Source organism: Candidatus Sphingomonas phytovorans (genome assembly GCA_029202385.1).
In the GTDB taxonomy this organism is placed as follows: Bacteria; Pseudomonadota; Alphaproteobacteria; order Sphingomonadales; family Sphingomonadaceae; genus Sphingomonas; species Sphingomonas phytovorans.
The window spans coordinates 2,519,733-2,539,665 of record CP119314.1 but is presented as its reverse complement, the minus strand read 5'-3'; the positions used below and the strand labels follow the sequence as shown (position 1 = coordinate 2,539,665).

At 61.4% G+C, this 19,933-nt stretch carries 3 protein-coding genes; all 3 read left to right on the top strand.

Going from position 1 to position 19,933, the window contains the following annotated elements; all coding sequences use genetic code 11:
- Positions 1-79: 79 nt before the first annotated feature.
- The 3 genes from P0Y59_11575 (at position 80) to P0Y59_11565 (ending at position 19,926) form a co-directional block, all read left to right on the top strand.
- A complete protein-coding gene (locus tag P0Y59_11575) occupies positions 80-1,624 on the top strand; it encodes a UbiD family decarboxylase (GenBank protein ID WEK02286.1) in 1,545 nt (514 codons plus the stop codon).
- 16 nt (positions 1,625-1,640) lie between these two features.
- Positions 1,641-2,507, top strand: a complete 867-nt coding sequence (locus tag P0Y59_11570; protein WEK02285.1) for an enoyl-CoA hydratase/isomerase family protein — start codon at positions 1,641-1,643, stop codon at positions 2,505-2,507.
- Between the two features lie 283 nt (positions 2,508-2,790).
- Positions 2,791-19,926 (top strand): LysM peptidoglycan-binding domain-containing protein, encoded by a 17,136-nt coding sequence (locus P0Y59_11565; protein ID WEK02284.1) that lies wholly within the window; start codon positions 2,791-2,793, stop codon positions 19,924-19,926.
- Positions 19,927-19,933 lie beyond the last annotated feature (7 nt).

Sequence of the window (19,933 nt, the reverse complement as noted above, 5' to 3'; positions counted from 1 at the left end):
GGGGCAGGGCGCCCGAATCCCGGACCAGCCAGTCGTCCGATGGACGCTTCCTCGGCATCACCGTGTGCGGAGAGGGCGCATGACCGATTTTGCGCGCTTCCGCCTGCGGACGTTCCTGGAGGAGCTCGTCAAGGTGGGGGAATGCCTCATCGTGGAGGAACCGGTCGACCTGATCGACGTCGCCGTCCGGCTTGAGGGGGAAACGCGCGCGATCTGGTTCAAGGCGGCCGGACCCGATCGTCAGGAGCTTGTCGGCAACGTTGCCGGCGCCAGGAGCCGGCTTGCCATGGCATTCGGCGTATCGGCGACCGAGCTTCCTCTTCGCCTGCGGGATGCGGCAGCAGTGCCGATCCCGTCCGAGGAAGTATCGTCGGCTGACGCACCGGTGCATCAGGTCGTCCAGATCGGCGACGAGGCGAGTTTCTATTCGCTGCCGGTTCACCTCCAGCATCAGTTCGACGGCGCGCCCTATATTTCGGCCAGCCTGGATTTCGCGCGGGATTCGGCCACCGGCGGGACGAACATCGGGGTGCGCCGCATGATGCTGCGCGGCTCCAGAGCCGCTGGCATCGATCTCAACGCTCCTAGCGATCTGCGCGCCATCTTCCAGGCCCGATGCGTCGAGGGCACGCGCACCGAGGTCGCCTATGTCATCGGATCGCATCCTGCAGACTTGCTCGCGGCCACTGCCTCCAATCGGGTGTCCGACGAACTTGCGCTCATGGGCGCGATGCGGGGGAGCGCGGTACCGGTCGTCCGATGCAGGACCATTGACGTCATGGTGCCGGCCGACGCTGAATATGTGCTGGAAGGCTATCTCGAACCGACCGGTTTTGCCGAGGCCGAGGGGCCTTATGGCGAGTTCCTTGGCTATTATGGCGAGGTAAAGCGCAACCCGGTGTTCCATCTGACTGCGATCACCAGACGCGCGGATGCCGTGTTCCAGACCGCCACCATCGGCGGGAAGTATCTCTCCCGGACCGACACGGCGCAGCTCGTGGCCGCAAAAACCGAGGCGACGATCTGGAGCGCGCTCGAACAGGCCGTACGCGAGCCGCGGGCGGTCTGTTGCACCCCGTCCTGCGGCGGGATGTTCAACGTGCGGGTATCCTTGCGGCAGCGTTATCCCGGCGAGGCACGCAATGCGATCGCCGCCGTGTTCGGCTCGGTCGCCGATATCAAGCATGTCTTCGTCGTCGATGATGATATCGACGTTTTCGATGACGGGCAGGTCGACTGGGCGTTCGCGACCCGCTTCCAGGCCGATCGCGATATCGTGATCGGGTCGGGCTATCGCGCGGTGCCGATCGATCCGTCGCTGGCCGGCGCGCGTGTCGGGGCGAAGGCGGGTTTCGATTGCACGCGCCCGGTCACGGCCGAGCGCGGACTGTCCAGCCATGTGCCCTTGCCGCCGGTTCTGGAATCGAGTGCCCATGAGACGGCGTTGGCCGCGCTCGAGACCGGGCCGGCCAGCTTCGTCGAACTGATGGCGGCCGAACACACGCGCGACGAGCGGGTGGTCCTGCGCCTGCTCGAACCGCTTTACGCCGCGGGTCGCATCGTCCGCGAGCCCGACGGACGGTATCGGCTGCTGCCGGACGACATCGCCAATTCCAGAAACTGAAACGGGGAGAAAGATCGTGGCATCGACCGCCAAAGGGGAGGCAGTCGTCCTTGACGACAAGGGACTTCCGGAGGGCTTCCTCAAGCTCGCGGAGGATCGCAACCGGATACGCTACGAACTCACGGAAGATGGCATCGGCATCATCACCCTTGCCCGGCCCGAAAAGCTGAATGCGTTTGACGAGCGCATGATCCGGGAAATGCGCACCGTCATCTGGCAGGCCAATTTCGACGACAAGGTTCGCGTCCTCGTGATCACGGGAACGGGGCGCGCCTTCTGTGCCGGGCGCGACATCGGCGGCCTCGATTACGAGAACAACCTCACCACGCCGCAATATCGTGCCTATGTCCGGGCCAATCACGAATTGTTCGACGACATCGAAGCGATCGAGAAGCCGGTGGTCGCCGCGGTCAACGGCATCTGCGCGGGTGGTGGCATCGAAATGGCGATCGCCTGCGATTTCCGCATCGCGGCCTCGACCGCCACCTTTTCGCTGCCCGAAAATCAGCTCGGCGTGATTCCGGCCTCGGGCGCGTGTTCGCGCATGATCCAGATGATCGGCATCGGCCGCCTCAAGCAGATGATCATGGCGGTCGAAACCGTGGATGCCGAAGAGGCGCTCTGCATCGGCCTGGTCGGGCAGGTGCATGCGCCCGAGGTGCTGCTCGACCGGACGCTTGATTTCGCACGTGGCCTTTTGACCAAGGCGCCGCAGGCGATGGGCATGGCGAAGCACATCATCAACGCCTGTCAGAATGTCGATACCGAGACGGGGCGTCTCCTCGAACGGCTCGGCCAGTCGGTGTTGATCCGTACCCAGGACAATGGCGAAGGAATGTCGGCTTTTCAGCAAAAGAGAACCGCGCGGTTCAAAGGACGCTGACGTCGGGGATGCTGCGCGCGGTCAATTCTGGACAAAGTGCGGTGCTTGCCCGGCGCTCCTTCGCGTTTGACGTGCCGGTCACGCCCCAATCGCGGCACGCCTAGTGCCTCGCGGCACGTCGATCATCGGATTGAAATATTTTTCTTATATTCCAATTGATTGAAAGATTGTTCAGGCCGGTGCTAAAAAATATCTAAACAAAGGCAATGATCTCCTGATCACCCACTTACAGCCGCGGCGCGTCGTTGTTTCCGCTGGCTTTGGGTTTGAGCTGGGGGATTCCATGGTTTCGATTTTCACCGGGCTTGGCGCTGGCTTCGAGCGCGGGTCGGGCGCAATGCTGGGTTCGACCGGTCTGCTCGGATCGGGATCGATCGGGCGGAACAACGAGCAGGTGTCGCTGAACGCGGCGACCGGCAACCTGCTGATCAGCCAGCGCGATGAATTTCTGGTCGGACGTGGGCCCGATGCGGCGATCGGGCGGACCTATAACAGCCTTGGCGACATGTCGGACGAGAATGGCGACAACTGGCGCCAGAGCACCGATCGCCGCGTCTATGGGCTGACCGGTACGGTCAACACGACGGGAAGCACGGTCAAGCGGGTCTCGGGCGACGGATCGGAGATCACCTATACCTGGCAGACGATCAATTTGGTCGCGGCCTATTGGACGACCGATGGCGCCGGCGCACACGACAAGCTCAGCTATGCTGGCGGGGTTTGGACCTGGACCGATGGCGACACCCAGGGGACGGAGAAATACGCGGCGCACGGCGTCTATGGGCTGACGGGTACGGTCAATACCGCGGGCAGCACGATCAAGCGGGTGCTGGCCGACGGCACGAGCAGTACGTACAGCTGGGACGCGGCGACCTCGAAATATATCGTCAGTTCAGGCACGGCGAGCACCGACAACCTGACTTACGCGGCTGGTGTGTGGACCTGGTCGAACAGCGGCAGCCCGCTCACCCAGGTCTATAGCAACAATGGTGCAAGTTGGCGGATCGCCGAGGCCTCGGACAAGACCTCCAACAAGCTGACCTTCACTTATAGCGGTGCGAACCTGACCCGGGTGACGACCGCGACCGGCGACTATGAGGAATATGTCTGGTCGGGCGGGAATATCGCGCAGATCGTCACAAGCTACACCGACGGCACGCTTAAGACGCTGACCCGTACGAGCTACGGTTATGACACGTCGAACCGGTTGACGACCGTGACCGTTGACCTGACGCCGGGCGACAACAGCATCGCCGACGGCGCCACCTATGTCACGACCTACACCTATGATGGAACCTCGAAGCGGGTCGCGTCGATCGGTCAGACCGACGGGTCCCTCGTCACCTTCGTCTACGATACATCCGGTCGAATCACGCGTCTGACTCAGACGAGTGCGGCCGGCCAGTTTCGGACGACGGTGATTGCCTATTCGGCCGGCTCGACGACGATCACCGATCCGCTCGGCAAGGTCACGACGCTCGACTATAACAGCGATGGATCGTTGAAGAAGGTCACCTCGCCGCCCGCTTATACCGGTGCGACGGCGCAGGTGCTTCAGTTCGCCTATACGGGCACTGGCACCGGGGACGTGTCCTCAATCACCGACGCACTTGGGGCGGTGACCGCGTTTACCTATGATGCGGCGGGCAATGTCCTGACGTCATCCGACCGGCTGGGCAATGTGGTTACCCGGACCTACGGGTCGAAGAACGAAGTCCTGACGGAGACGCGGACCGGGTCCGATGCGACTTCTGCCGGGGCAGCCCACACGACGCGCTATGTGTACGACACAAATGGCCTCTTGCGGTACAGGATATCCGCTGAAGGGAGCGTGACCGAATATCGTTACAACGGCTACGGCCAGCAGACGTCATCGCTTGAATATGTCGACCAGAAATTTACCGTTTCCGGTTCTGATTCAGAGTCCTACCTCAACGGGTGGGTGCTCGGGCTCGCCGACCGGAGCGCGGTCATGCGGACTGACACCGGCTATGACGCGCGGGGCAATGCGGTAAGCAGCACGACTTATGAAAGCCTGTCGGCCAGCGGGACGGTGACGGGAGATCCCGTCGCGATTCAGGCAGGCATCGGGACTGCTGTCAGCCCCCAGCCCAATGGCCTGACTCGGGTCACCAAGACCTCGGGTACGACGGCGTGGGACGCCGATGCATCCTCGACCATGGGGGCAAGCGGGGATTTTGTCCTGCAGATCAGCCCGACACAGGTCTTCAACAGCCAGATGATCGGCGTGTCGCAGAATCCGTCGAGCTCCGCCTCTTATGACAGTCTCCAATACGCCTTTTATTTCATCGGGGGGAGTGTCTGGCGGTCGAATGGCGGGGGCGCTTACTCGCTCGGGACGACCCTGGCCGTTGGAGACAATTTCTGGCTCGTCCGCACTGGGACCACCATCAGCTTTCTCAAAGGGGCGACGCTTGAGGCCGCAAGCTCGGCCGGCGCGCTTTACTCTGTCGGCGGGGCGACGGGCACCTTCTATTTCGATTGCTCGCTGAATTCCGCGGGTACCGCCACCGATGTCAAATTTACGCCCGCTGCCGGTGTGTCCATCAGCAGCGGAGTCGGTACTGCGGTCAGTCTGCAGCCAAATGGCCTGACTCGGGTCACCAAGATCTCGGGTACGACGGGATGGGACGCGGATGCGTCCTCGACCATGGGGGCAAGCGGGGATTTTGTCCTGCAGGTCAGCCCGACACAGGTCTTTAACAGCCAGATGATCGGGGTGTCGCAGAACCCTTTGAGTTCTGCCTCCTATGACAGTCTCCAGTACGCCTTTTATTTCATCGGGGGGAGTGTCTGGCGGTCGAATGGCGGTGGCGTCTACTCGCTCGGCACTACCCTGGCCGTCGGGGATAATTTCTGGCTCGTCCGCACCGGCACCACCATCAGCTATCTCAAAGGGGCGACGCTTGAGGCCGCTCGGTCGGCTGGCGCGCTGTATTCGGTCGATGGGGCTATCGGGACCTTCTACTTCGATTGCTCGCTGAATTCCGCCGGCACGGTTTCGGACGTCGCGTTCATGCCCGTCGGCACGGCGGAAGTTACGTCCCGCACCTCCTATACCTATGATCAGGCGGGCCAGTTGCTTCGCAGGGCCGGAGCCGGCTTCAATGCGGAGACCTTCATCTATGATGGTCTGGGCCGCGTCATCGCGTCGGTCGACCTTGACGGCAACAGCACAAGTATCGCGTTCAATGACGCTGCCATGCAGACCGTCGTCACGCTAGGCAACGGCTTCACCCGGACTTCCGTCTACAACAAGGCCGGTGAACTGAACAGCGTTTCCGAAACGGGCGACAACGTCACCGCTTCGACATTCTACAGCTATACTGACCAGATGGGCCGGCTGCGCACCGACGGGCCCAACTCCAAATATTATCTCTACGATAACCTTGGCAGGAAGGTCGCGGATATCGGCCGATATACGGGGGATTTCACTGAATATCGCTATGACGCCAACAACAGGCTCGTCACGACAATCCGGTACGCTACTGCTCTGACGAGTGGACAGTTCTCGGTCCTGGGTAACCATCTTGTCCAGGTCGAGCTCTCATCCATCCGCCCCGATTCCGCGACGACCGATCTCTGGACCTGGAACGTCTATGATGCCGAAGATCGCCTGGTCCAGGCGATCAATGGCGATGGTGCCGTCACCACCTATCAATATGACGCATCCGGCAGACTGGTCGGCACGACCGCTTTTGCCAATAAGCTGAGTGCCGCGCAGTTGGCTGCGCTGAAAACCGGATCGCTGGCTCCCATTGCGGCGGCTGATGCGGCGCGAGACAGCGTCGCGCGCAATTTCTACGACAAGGCCGGGCTGCTGATCGGCGTGCTCGACGGCGAAGGGTATCTCAGCCAGATCACCTACGACAACGCAGGTCGCAAGGTGCGGGAGACGGCGTTTGCGACCGCGACGGACGCCAGCCTCCGCGCGTCGGGCACGTTCCTGGCGTTGGTGGGGTCAGTTACCGCCGCGGCCAACCCCGCCGACCGCACCGTGCGCTATGTCTATGATGCGCAGGGTAATCTTCGCTTCGAGGTCGACGGCCTCAATCATGTGACCGAATATCTCTATACCGGCGGCGTTCCGGGCAGCGCGGTCGCCGTGCCGCGGCAGACCATTAAATATGCGGGCACGATTGCCACGCTGGCCGACTATCGGATCGCTACCGTCAAGGCGGCGGTTGCCGTCCTGGCAAGCGATGCGAACAACCGTATCAACTGGACCGTGCTCAATGGATCGGGCCGTGCTGCCTATACCATCGATGCGACCGGCGCGGTCATCAGCTACCGCTATGACGCTCTCGGGCAGGTGACGAAAATCGTTCGGTTCGATACGCTTCGGACGACGGCTTCGCTGCCGGATCTGGCCACGATGGATGCCTGGTCGGTCGCCAACACCGGTGCCGCAGCCAACCGGATCACGCGCAACTATTACAGCGCGCGCGGCGAACTGCGATACTCGGTCGATGGAGAGGGCTATGTCACTCGCTTCATCTACGATCAATATGGCCGTCCGACCGTGTCCCTGCGCTGGGACACGCCGATCGTAACCACCGACGACACCACGATCGCGACCATCGCGACACTGCCGACTGGATCGGGCACGACCAATTCGACGGCGTATGATTATCTCAACCGTGTCGTCTCGCGGACCGATGGCGCAGGCGTCGTCACCACCTATGTGTACAATGCCAACGGCACGCTGGGTTCGACCTACCAGGCTTATGGCACTGCCGACCAGACCCAGACCGTCTACACCTATGACAATGCTGGTCAGGTACTGACGCGAACTGACGCTTATGGTACCGCGGAGCAGACGCTTACTTCCTATACATATGACGGCCTGGGCAATATCCTGACCGTCACCGATCCAAATGGAAGCGTGACGACCAGCAGCTATGACCGGCTTGGTCGGCTGCTGACGCGGACCAACGCACTGTCAGGTGTGGTGGCCTACCAGTATAACGGCTTCGGCGAGGCGGTTAAGGCAACCGACCCGCGCGGTAGCGCCAGCTACACTTATTATGACAGGCTCGGCCGGGTCATCTCCACGCGCGATGCGGACAATTATGTCACCGAGAGGGTGTATACGGCGTTTGGCGAACTCGCCTCGGTCACCCGACGCTACAACCGGGCGAGCGGTACCGCGAGCGACACCACGCCACCGGCGCCCACCGCCGATGCCGCGCGCGACGCGACGGTCAGCTTCCAATATGATCGGGCCGGCCAAGTCGCGAGCAAGACCGATGCGCTGGGTGCCGTCACGACCTATGGTCGCAATGCCTTTGGCGACGTGATCACCGAGGTCGATCCGCTCGAGAACGGCCCCGCGACCACGATCCAGACCACCCGTACCTATGACAAGCGTGGCCTGCTCAAGACCGAGGTGGTCGATTCAGCCGCCGGCGGCAAGGCGCTGACGACCAGCTATGGCTATGACGCGTTCGGGCGCGTCCTGACGCTGACCGACCCGGCGAGCCAGAACACGATCAAGACCTATGATCGTGAAGGGCGTGTCCTCACCGTCAAGAATGCGCTGAACCAGACCACCAGCTACAGCTATGACAAGCGGGGCAACCTTGCGGCGGTGCAGGATGCGCTCGGCAAGATCACGCGCTACGCCTATGACAAGAACGACCGGCTGATCTACGCGGTCGACGCGCTCGGTGGCGTCACCCAGAAGAGCTACGACAATGACGGCAGGGTGATCCTCAGCCAGTCCTATGCCAGCGCGATTTCGCTGACGGGACTTGCCACGGTCACCACCACGGCAGCGATCGCGGCAGCCCTGGCCGCCCGCGTTTCCCCGTCGGGCAACAACGCGCTCACCCGCTCGGTCTATGATGCCGACGGGCGGCTTCGCTATACCGTCGATGCCGCTAACTTCCTGACCGAGTTCGTCTATGACGCGGCCGGCAACGCGATCCGCAGCATCGCCTATTCGACCGCGATCGCATCCTCGCCGACCTACACCATGGCGACGATCGCCACGCAGGTGGCGGGCATGAGCGCGCCCGCGCTCGCCGCGGCGCGCACGACCCGCAACGTCTACACCGCCGAAGGCAAGCGTAGCTTCACTATCGATGCTTTGGGCAACGTCACTGCCTATCGTTACGATGCCCAGGGCAATGTCGTGAAGCAGCAGCGCGTTGCCGCCAATTATGGCGTGGCGGGCGATCCCACTGACGCTGCGATGACCACCTGGCTCACCAGCAACGGCAACACGACCAACGACCGCATATCGAGCGCGATCTATGATCGTAACGGGCAGTTGCGCTTCGACGTCGATGCCGAAGGCTATGTCACCCAATATACCTACAATGCGGCCGGCAGCGTTCGCACCAAGATACGCTACGCCACCAATACCTATGCGATCAACGACGAGACACCCCTTGCCACCGCACTGGCGCTGGTCGGGGCAACGCCGCCTACCACGGCGGCGGTCACCGAATTCAAATATGACAGTGCCGGCCGTCTGACCGAGACGATCGATCCGCTCGGCACGCGCACGGTGATGACACTCAACCTGCTCGGCCAGGCACTGACCACGGCGGTTGCCTATGGCACGCCTGACGAGAGTGTCACGACGAGAACCTATGACGCGCTCGGCCGGGTCCTCACCGAGACCCGCGCCTCCGGCCAGGCCGAGGCGACGACCCGCACCTTCACCTACGACGCCGTCGGCAACAAGCTCACCGAGAAGGATGGCCGCGGGAACATCACGACCCGCACCTATGATGCACTCGGCCATTTGCTGACCATTACCGAGCCCCTCGAAGGAAGCGCAACCGCGCTGACCACCAACAGCTACGACGCGTTCGGCAATCTCGTGAAGGTGATCGATCCGCGCAGCAATGCGAGCTACTTCTATTACGACGCGCTAGGCCGGATCATCTCCACGCGTGATGCGGACAATTACGTCACCGAGAGGGTGTATACGGCGTTCGGCGAACTCGCCTCGGTCACCCGGCGTTATAACAAGGCGAGCGGGACCGCGAGCGACACCACGCCCCCCACGCCGACCCCCGATGCAGCGCGTGATGCGACGGTCAGTTTCCAATATGACCGGGTCGGCCAGGTCGCGAGCAAGGCCGACGCGCTGGGCGCCGTCACGACCTATGGCCGCAATGCGTTTGGCGACGTGATCACCGAGGTCGATCCGCTCGAGAACGGCCCCGCGACCACGATCCAGACCACCCGCACCTATGACAAGCGCGGCATGCTCAAGACCGAGGTGGTCGATTCAGCCGCCGGCGGCAAGGCGCTGACGACCAGCTATGGCTATGACGCGTTCGGGCGTGTCCTCACGCTGACCGATCCGGCAAATCAGGTTAGCTCCAAGGTCTATGATCGTAGCGGGCTGCTCGTCAGCAGCACTGATGCGCTGAACCAGACGACCAGCTACAGCTATGACAAGCGGGGTAACCTTGCGGCGGTGCAGGATGCGCTCGGCAAGATCACGCGCTACGCCTATGACAAGAACGACCGGCTGATCTACACGGTCGACGCGCTCGGGGGCGTCACCCAGAAGAGCTACGACAATGATGGCAGGGTGATCCTCAGCCAGTCCTATGCCAGCGCGATTTCGCTGACGGGACTTGCCACGGTCACCACCACGGCAGCGATCGCGGCAGCCCTGGCCGCCCGCGTTTCCCCGTCGGGCAACAATGCGCTCACCCGCTCGGTCTATGATGCTGACGGTCGGCTTCGCTATACCGTCGATGCCGCGAACTTCCTGACCGAGTTCGTCTATGACGCGGCCGGTAACGCGATCCGCAGCATCGCCTATTCGACCGCGATCGCGTCCTCGCCGACCTACACCATGGCGACGATCGCCACGCAGGTCGCGGGGATGAGTGCCCCGGCGCTCGCCGCGGCGCGCACGACCCGCAACGTCTACACCGCCGAAGGCAAGCGCAGCTTCACCATCGACGCTTTGGGCAACGTCACTGCCTATAGTTACGACGCCCAGGGCAACGTCGTGAAGCAGCAGCGGGTCGCCGCCAATTACGGCACGACCGGCGATCCGACCGATGCGGCGATGACCACCTGGCTGTCGAACAATGCCAGCACGACGGCCGATCGGATTTCGCGCGCGATCTACGATCAGGCAGGGCGGCTGCGATTTGAGGCAATTGAATACCGGCTCCCGTCCGACCCGGATCCAGACCCCGCGCCTAAAAGCTATGTAACGCAATACACCTATGATGCCCAAGGCAACGTCCGCACCAAGATCCGTTACGCTGACCGTTATGCCGTTACCGACGCAACCAGTCTCGTTGTCGCGCTTGGGCTGGTCGGGGCAACGCCGCCCGCCACGGCGGCGGTCACCGAGTTCAAATATGACAGCGCCGGCCGCCTGATCGAGACGATCGATCCCAGCGGTGTCCGCACCGTGATGACGCTTAACAAGCTCGGCCAGGCGCTGACCACTGCGGTGGCTTACGGCACCGCCGACGAGAGCGTCACGAGCAGGACCTATGATGCGCTCGGCCGGGTCCTCACCGAGACCCGCGCTTCCGGCCGGAGCGAGGCGGCCACCCGCACGTTCACCTATGATTCCAACGGCAACCTCCTCACGGAGCAGGTCGGCCTCAACATCATCACCCGCACCTATGATGCGCTTGGCCAGGTGCTGACCGTCGCCGTGTCGCTCGACGCGACGACGAACGCCGTCACCACCAACAGCTACGACGCGTTCGGCAACCTCGTGAAGGTGACAGACCCGCGCGGGAATTCGGGCTATTTCTACTATGACGCGCTTGGCCGGCTGGTCCTTCAGGTCGACCCCGAGCGCTACGCCACCGAGACGACTTATACCTTCGCCGGGCAGACCGCCTCGGTCACGCGCTACGCCACGAAGCTGGGAAGCGAACCGGTCATCGGCACGAAGCCGGCGCCTGTCTCGACCCCGGCATCGGACTCGGTCTCGACCTTCACGTACGACAAGCTCGACCGAGTCACCTCGACGATACAGGTGACCGACACCAATCCGGCCAACAATATTGTCGAGAGTTATGGCTACAACGCCTTTGGCGACCGGGTCACCGTCATCAACAAGCTTGGCGGCACCACCACCAACAGCTTCGACAAGCGCGGCCTGCTGATCAGGGAAGTGCTCCAGATCGACTCGTCCGGGGCGACCATCACCAACAGCTATGCCTATGACGCGCGCGGCAACCGGTTGTCAGCGATCGAGGCCGGTGGCCTGCGCACCACGACCTACACCTATGATCTGCTCGATCAGCTCAAGACCAAGACGGTCAGCGGCGTCCCCGTCGCCAACGCAACCTTTACGGGCAGCACGGCCCAGGCGATGGTCGAGAGCTATGTCTATGACAAACGGGGTAATCTCGTTCAGGTCACTGATGCCAATAACGGCAAGAGCTTCCTGTTCTACGACGGGCTCGGTCGCAAGACCGCCGAGATCAGCCGCGTCGGAACGTTGACGACCTACAAGCTCGACGTGAACGGCAACATCACGGCGATGCAGGTCTATGGCACAGCGGTCGCACTGCCGTCCACGCCGGGCGGCACGCCACCCGCGGGCGGGACCGACAAGCGTGAGACGCTGTACAATTACGATCGCAACAATCGCCTGACGTCTACGGTGATAAAGGACGTCCAATATAGCGAGTATCCCAACTCCTTGTATCTCAAGACCGATGTCATCAACTCGACGGAGTATGACGCCGCCGGCAATGTGGTGCGGCAGACCGATGGTCGGGGCAACAGCGTCTATACCTATTACGACAGGCTCAACCGGAAGATCGCATCGGTCGATCAGGAACGGTATCTGACGAGCTGGACGCTTGATGCCGAGGGCAATGTGCTCTCGGAGCGGCGCTCAAGCACCCAATTGGCGGGTGCCGACATCGGCACGCTGCCCGGTGCGACGGCAAACCTCATTAAAAACAGTCAGTTCGCTGGGACGGATGGCTGGTATAGCTACAACCCCAACAACATCCTCAATGCTGGTTCGCCGTTCACCGGTGGCTATATGGGCAAGAATTTCCTCAAGGACGAATTCACGGCTACCGCTGCTAACCAGTCGGTATCGCTCAGGGTTGACGGTAATAACTCATTTGCCGTTGCCGGTGGCGAGCGGGTGGCGATTCAAGCCGGTGTGGAAGGGGCTGGCACGGTCGGTCGCCTCGTCCTCCTCATGTGGTGGTACGACTCCGGTGGCAACACGGTGCGGGTCGATGAGGTCGGCACGCTGAACGGGAGCCAGTGGTACGATACTAAAATCTCGACCTTTGCCACTGCCCCCGCCGGCGCAGTGAGCGGAGCGCTTGAACTCTATGCAATCACGTCCGGGGCCGGATCCGGCTTTTTCACCCTCGTCGAACCGACAGTGCGTCTTGTTGACGCGACCCAGGCGACAATGCCCGCGTTCACATCGGCCTATGCCGCTGATCGCGTCACGACCTTCACCTATGACAGAAACGGCCGCCGCCTGACCGAAACACGCGGCGCGGTGGAGACTTCCGCGGTCGGTGGAAACGGCGCGCTGTCCTCATCGAAGGCCGGTTCCGTCATTCGCTACGAGTATAACGGGCTCGGTCAGGTCACGAAGAAGACCGAGGCGAACCTGGATTATACCAGGCACGAATATGATTATCTGGGTCGTGAGACGCGCACGACGCAGACGCCCTTCGTCGATTATCGTCAAACCCAGGTAACCCCGACCACTGACATCACCTACAACGGCCTCAACCAGGTCTTGCAGACTATTCAACGCGGGGATGGCACGACGGCCGATCGCATCACGACCTATACCTATGATGCCGGTCGCCTGACGGGCATGACCGATCCCACGGGCTTCAGCACCAGCTATTATTATGACACGGCGGGACAGCTGGTCGCGCAGACCTATAGCCGCCAGAAGTCCAACGGCAGCTCCGAAACGAACGGAAACTTCTTCAGCTACGATGCGGCGGGTCGTGAAATCAGCCGCAAGACGGGTGTGCTGAATGGTTCGACCTGGACGTTCGGGGATACCACCGATGAATATTACAATGGTTATGGCGAGATCGTTGCCCAGGGGACCAATACCGGCGGCGTCAAGGCCAATGCCCAGCAGTTTGCCGACTATGACAAGGCTGGCAGGGTGTGGCGCACCAATTTCAAGGACGGCATCACCAAGGTTTATGCCTATGACAAGAACGGCAATGCGACGATGCTGTTGCAGAGCGCCGGCACCGCGAATCTGAAGAGCAAAGAGAGCGTAGAGCAGATTTTCGCGGACCTTTCCGGTGTGTCTGTAATGTTCAGCGTCTTCGACAAGCGCAATCAATTGATCGAGACATTCCAGCAGGCCAGCAACAATATCGGCGCCAATCCGATCCGCCCCGAACTCATTCCCGATCCGACCGGCCACGGTGTCGCCTCCTTCTATGCGGACGGAGACGTCGCAGTGAAGGTGAGCAGAGAGGAGGTGAAGAACAACCCTGCGGTAAAGCCCGCCGAGAGTCCGGAAAGCCGCTTTACAGCTACCGGCGGCGGCGTCTCGTTCGATGCAGTGATCACGCTTGGCTGGCAAGGTATCGGTAAATGGGACCGTAGGCAGCTCACGATATCGACTGATCCTGCCATATTCTACGGAAGCGGTGTGGTACATGTTACCATAACGGATTCGCAGGGGACGCGCTCTCTGGGAGATATTACTCCTGGCAGAAACTTTATTATTGAGGATACGACCTACACTCCTTTTTCCAGTTTCATATTCGCCTCTGGCGCAGTTTCATTCACCCTCACGCAGGAAGTGCCGGGCGGGCAAGTCGTCATTGCTCAGACCAGCATGAATATTGAGATGCCGTACCCTGGGCCAAAATCTGAACCGCCAGAGTGGAAGATATCCCATGGGGATGCGTACCCGGCGCCGAAACTTCACTTCCAGAACGAAAACGCCAATGCCACCGTTGTTCAGATGTTTGTCCGGCCGACCGGGTCGGGCGGGGCGTATCAAAAATTAACAGCGACTCAGCTGAATAATTCGATGGGCTCGAATATCGCGGGGTGGTTCACCTATGATTTGACTCAGTCGCCGTTCAACGGCCTGCCGGCAAACAGCAGCTGGGACATCAAATATCTGGCCATGGACGCGGCCGGCAAAATCTACGATTCCAAACAGGCTGTCCTGTCGAGAAACAGCAATGGCAGCCCGGTCCTGGACAATGTCATATTGGTCGATGTGCGCGGTCCCGGCCAGGCGATGCTCACGAATGATTCCGGCCGCGACTGGTTGATCCTCTCGGGCCTGCCAGCCGCGCCCGTGAACATGCGCTACAGGCCGCTCGGCAGCAGCGGTGGCTGGTCAGTGCCGGTCGGCGTCAATCCGGCCGGTTACGGCCAGAACGGCCTGGCGGCAGTCGATGTCACCGGCGTTGGCGGTCCGGTCGAATATTGGGTCGAACTCGCCGATGGCACGAAGCTCCACGGTACGCTCACCGTCGGGGGGCAGGCATCACTGCTAACGCAATATAAGGACGCATCGAGGGAGATTATCCTGAGGCCGCCGCCTGGCCAGACGGTTACCTGGCAGCAGTTCCGCTATTTCCGGGACGGCGCCTGGTCGTCATGGATCCCGCAAAGCGGGGGAGGGAATTGGACCTATAACGCGAAGGATCTCGCGGATTTCTACTCAAGCCGTAGCTATCCGATAGAATATGAGACTTATAACGTTGATACGCTGGTCTCCCGTTCCGAGGCAACGCTGACATTCGGCTATGACAGCCAGTCCATGAGCACCTTCAGCGGCGCGCCGGGGATGGCCGCCAAAGTATTGTTCGATCCGAAGCAGAACGGCGTGGCGAAGATCGTCCTGTACTGGCGTGACCGGGGATCCACCGGGGCCTTCACGGCCGTCACCATTTCCAAGGCAGGTGGCATCTTTGCCTGGGACGTCGATGCGGCGGGTGTGCGGCCGGGCACAGGCACCCGGAATCTCGAATATTATTACGATGCGTACGCAGCCGACAACACGATCCTGCCGACGCTCAACCATGCCGACCATGCGATGGGGTATCTCGCGATCCAGAGCGATCGTTATGCCGATACGACCAACAACGCGCTGGTGTGGCGCATCGACACCGCCGTGGCGTCCCAATATCTCGTCCACCGCACGCAAAGCTTCAACGCATTCGGGGAGATCGCTTCCGAGACTGACGGCAATGGCCGTATCACCAGCTTCAACTACAACACGATGGGCAGGCTGACCGGCAAGATCAGTCCACAGGTCGATGTGACTGACGAATCCGGCGTCACGACCAGGCAGTCGCCCACCGAATATTATTATTATGACCAATCCGGCCGCCTCGTCGGCAAGAGGGACGCGAACCAGAAATTCTTCACCCAGACCCTGCTGGCCGGCAGTGGGCAGGGCGGCGACACGGCGCTCACCATCGGCGAGTTCAATCCAGACAATAGCCAGAAGGCGTACGGGTACGATATCTTCGGCGATCTGCGAAAGATCACCGATGGGCTCGGTGCCGTCACCAATAACACCTATGACAAGGCTGGCCGGCTGATCCAGGTCGACCATCCGGTACGCGTCAACGGTAATTCGCCAGGCGTCCGGCTGGTCGACTATTATAGCTATGACGGGCTTGGCCAGCGCATCAAGCACAGCAACTCGGTCTATGGTGGTACGGTCGCCGAGACGACCGATTACGATGTGCAGGGGCGGGTGGTCAGCACGGTCAGCTTCGGCGGCTTGGCGACGACATATTCCTATACCTGGTACAGCATCGCCAGCAATCTTCTTGGTACCATCGGTCTCGGCAATTTCGGCGGGTGGCAGACGATCACCACCAATTCCGCCGGCCTCAATTCCTATGAGAATCGCGGCCTCTTCGGCCAGATAAACTGGCGGCAGGACTTTGGCGGCCATAGCTCGCACTACACCTATGACCTCGCGGGCCATCTCGTCGGCCAGACCGGCTCGACCGGGCAGTCGATCTCCTACACCTATTACAACAACGGCTATATCGCGAGCATCACTGACAATACGCTGCGCATGCGGTCCACCTTCCAGTATGACAATGAAGGAAACCGCACGCTCGAAACCTATAACAGCACGGATGCGTCGCCGATTATCTATCAGAACGCCTCGGTCAGCTATGACGAACTGAATCGCGTGGTGCGTTTCAAGGACGCCAAGGCGGAAATCACCTATAAATACGACGCCAATGGCAATCGCCGCGAGGTGAAGAGCATCTATAATGACGGGGTCGACGGGACGGAGCGAACCCAGGACTATTGGTACAAATATGACAGCATGAATCGCTTCGTTCTGACGATGGGCACGCTGTTGGGCGGGAACATCGTCGCCGGCAATGCCGGGGTCGCCCTTACCTATGATCCTGCGGGCAATCGCAAGACGGCGACAACGGCGGGTTCTTCGGAGGTGGAGACCTACACCTATACCGCCGATGGTTATCTCGAGGATACGATCATCGCCGGCGTGGTGCGCGCGCGGCGTACCAACGATGCGCTGGGCAGGGTGACGAGCTATACCCAGTTTGCGCCTGATGGCGCCGTCTCTTTTACTCGCACCTTGACCTATGACCGGAACAACCGGGTCACCGACCAGACCGAGACCGATGCCGCGAACGGCAACGTCATCACGACGATCCACAACGACTACAGGGCCTATGTCGCCGGCAGCGGCTATACGGGGCTCGACCAGGGGGTGATCACCCATAGCAGCCTGGTGAAGTCGACCGTCACGACCGAGACAGTCTACAGCTATGAATGGTGGGATGAAGCGAAGCAACTCGCCATCCGCGTTGACCCGACTGACCGGAGCAACCCCAATACGGGCCAATGGGCATCGGGCTTCTCCAGGCTCAGCTACGATGAGAATGGTCATCTGAAGCAGGTCGTCGATACCCAGGCCAACCGCGTCCTCTCCTATCGCAACGACGCCTATGGGCAGGTGCTGGTCCGCGAGGAGAAGATCAACAATGTGCTCGGGGCGCGGCAGCTCTATTATTATTTCGACGGCCGTCGCATCGGCGATGTCGGCAATAGCGGCCCCAGCCCGAGCCTGATCGACTATGCGCAGGAACTGGCGCTGGATCGCAACGCGCCGCGCGACAAGGGCGGGTTCCGCAACGGGCGGCCCGTGGAAAGCGCCGATTTCGACCAGAATTTCCAGCCAATCAACGCGAGCTATCCGGGTCCGGTGGCGGCGATGTACACCGCGCGGAACGGCGACACGCTGCAATCGATCGCCCGGGCCGCGTGGGGCGATGCCAACCTCTGGTACCTGATCGCCGACGCGAACGGCCTGACGGGGAATGCCACGCTGGTCGCCGGGCAGACGCTGTCGATCCCCAACAAGGTCACCAACTTCCACAACACCAGCGAGACCTTCCGCGTCTACAACCCCGGCGAGGCGATCGGCGACGCCATGCCGACCCTGCCGGCTGCGCCGACCATGCCCGCACCGCCTCCGCCCAAGAAGAATGGCTGCGGTATCTTCGGCATGATCCTGCTCGTAGTGATCGCAGTCGCGGTCGCGGCGGTCGCGGGGCCCGCCATCATCGGTTCGCCTGCGGTTCTCGGCCCTGGCGGCGCCGTGGTAGTGAATGCCACAGGGTTGACCGCCATTCTTGGCGGCAGCGCGGCTGCCGCCGGTAGTATAGGCGCGGTCGGTGCGGCCGTCATAGGCGGTGCGATCGCGGGTGCGGGGGCTAGCATCGTAAGCCAGGGCGTCGGGGTCGCTTTGGGTATCCAGGACAAGTTTAGCTGGAAGGGCGTTGCGCTCGGCGCTCTATCGGGAGCCGTCGGTGGCGGAGTGGGCAGTACATTCGGGAAGTCGGTGGCGTTCGGTAGCAAATTCCTGACCGACGTTGCCAAGGGGGTTACGACCAACGTGGTCACCCAGGGCATTTCGGTCGCGACCGGGCTGCAGAAGAAGTTCGACTGGGCCGGTGTCGCTGTTGCGGGTGCGGTGAGCGGCGCAGTCGGTATCGCCAACCGGACGTTGGCCAACGCCAAGGTCGGAACCGACGCGTACAAGATCGACTCGAATACGGCGCGCAATGTCGGCTTCTACGCGAATCAAGCGCTTTCCGGCGTTGCCGGCTCCGTCGCGGGGGGTGCTGTACGCAGCTTCGTCAGCGGCTCGAGTTTTGGGGACAATGTCCTCGCCACTTTGCCGGATGTGGTCGGCAGTACCATTGGGAGTCTCGTGGCCGATGGTGTGGCCCGAATTGGTCGTAGCTCAGGCAAGATGTCACCGGGTGAGAAAGCGTTCCTTGGCGAGGCGAAAAGAAGCGCCAAGGCGGTCCCCGCAGCGCTGGCCAACGCATCTGGCGCATCGTCGCAGCAGGGTGATGTCGATCAACCCGGTAAAGACATTGTCGTTGTCGCTAGACGTCAAGATCGCGACTTGATTGGGGCAATGAATACCTACCAGTGGGGGCGGTATTTTGCTCAATATGGACAACAGACCGACGAGTCCGGAGAGCGGTGGGCACTGCGCCAGCAACAGCCCGCCTCCCCGCCTGTGGCGGCAAGCCGCGACTCCTCGGTACAGGCCCCGTCCGCGACCTTCTTCGGTGGTGTCAGCAGGGCGTTTATTCAGAACTTCGGTGCGCTCGGAACGGACGAGGGCAGGCGGGCCATTGCATCCGGCCTAATTGGGTTCGCGCGCGACGTGGGCTTGCAGGTTGCACCCTTTGGAACGGTTCTGGACCCCACTGTAACTCAACGTAACGCTCAACGGGTGCTAGCCTTCGGGATAGGCACGCTTGAACTGGTTCCAAAGTTGGGAATGGGTGCCGCCCAGATAATTGACGGCGTGACGTTTGGACGGAATGATTTGGTGGGTGAAGGTGTATTTAACACCAGTCTCACTACCTTCGAGATCGTCGGCCTGAAGGGCCTCGGACGTGGTGTCAATGCGCTGACGCGGGCTGAACTGGTTGCCACAGAGGGTACTGCGTTCGGAGCCCCCCGCCTCGGGATGCAAATCCCGCAAGGCGTAGGTCCACGAACCTTTGACGTGATATCCGGCAAGGTACGCGCCGCTGTCGGCGATTTGGGCTTGGGTGACGATATTTTCGTGATGGGTTCGCGGTCTGGCGGTACAGCGAAGGCTGCGTCTGACTTCGACTTCGGAGTGCGCGTGTCACCCAATAAATTTGATGAGTTGATAGCTGAAAGCTTCGGGAATCCGAAAGCTGGTAGCGCGTTGTCGCGGACTAGAGACATTGCGATTAGGGATGGTAGAATACAGACCGGTGAGGCCGGTTTACGACCTGTCCGGACAACGATCTCGCGCACCTTGAACGTGCCGCAAAACAAGGTGCAGATTTCAGTGATCCGAGCCGGGGGAGTGTTCGATAATGGACCTCAAACGCCGCTCGCGTTTAAATTTTAGGAGGCGT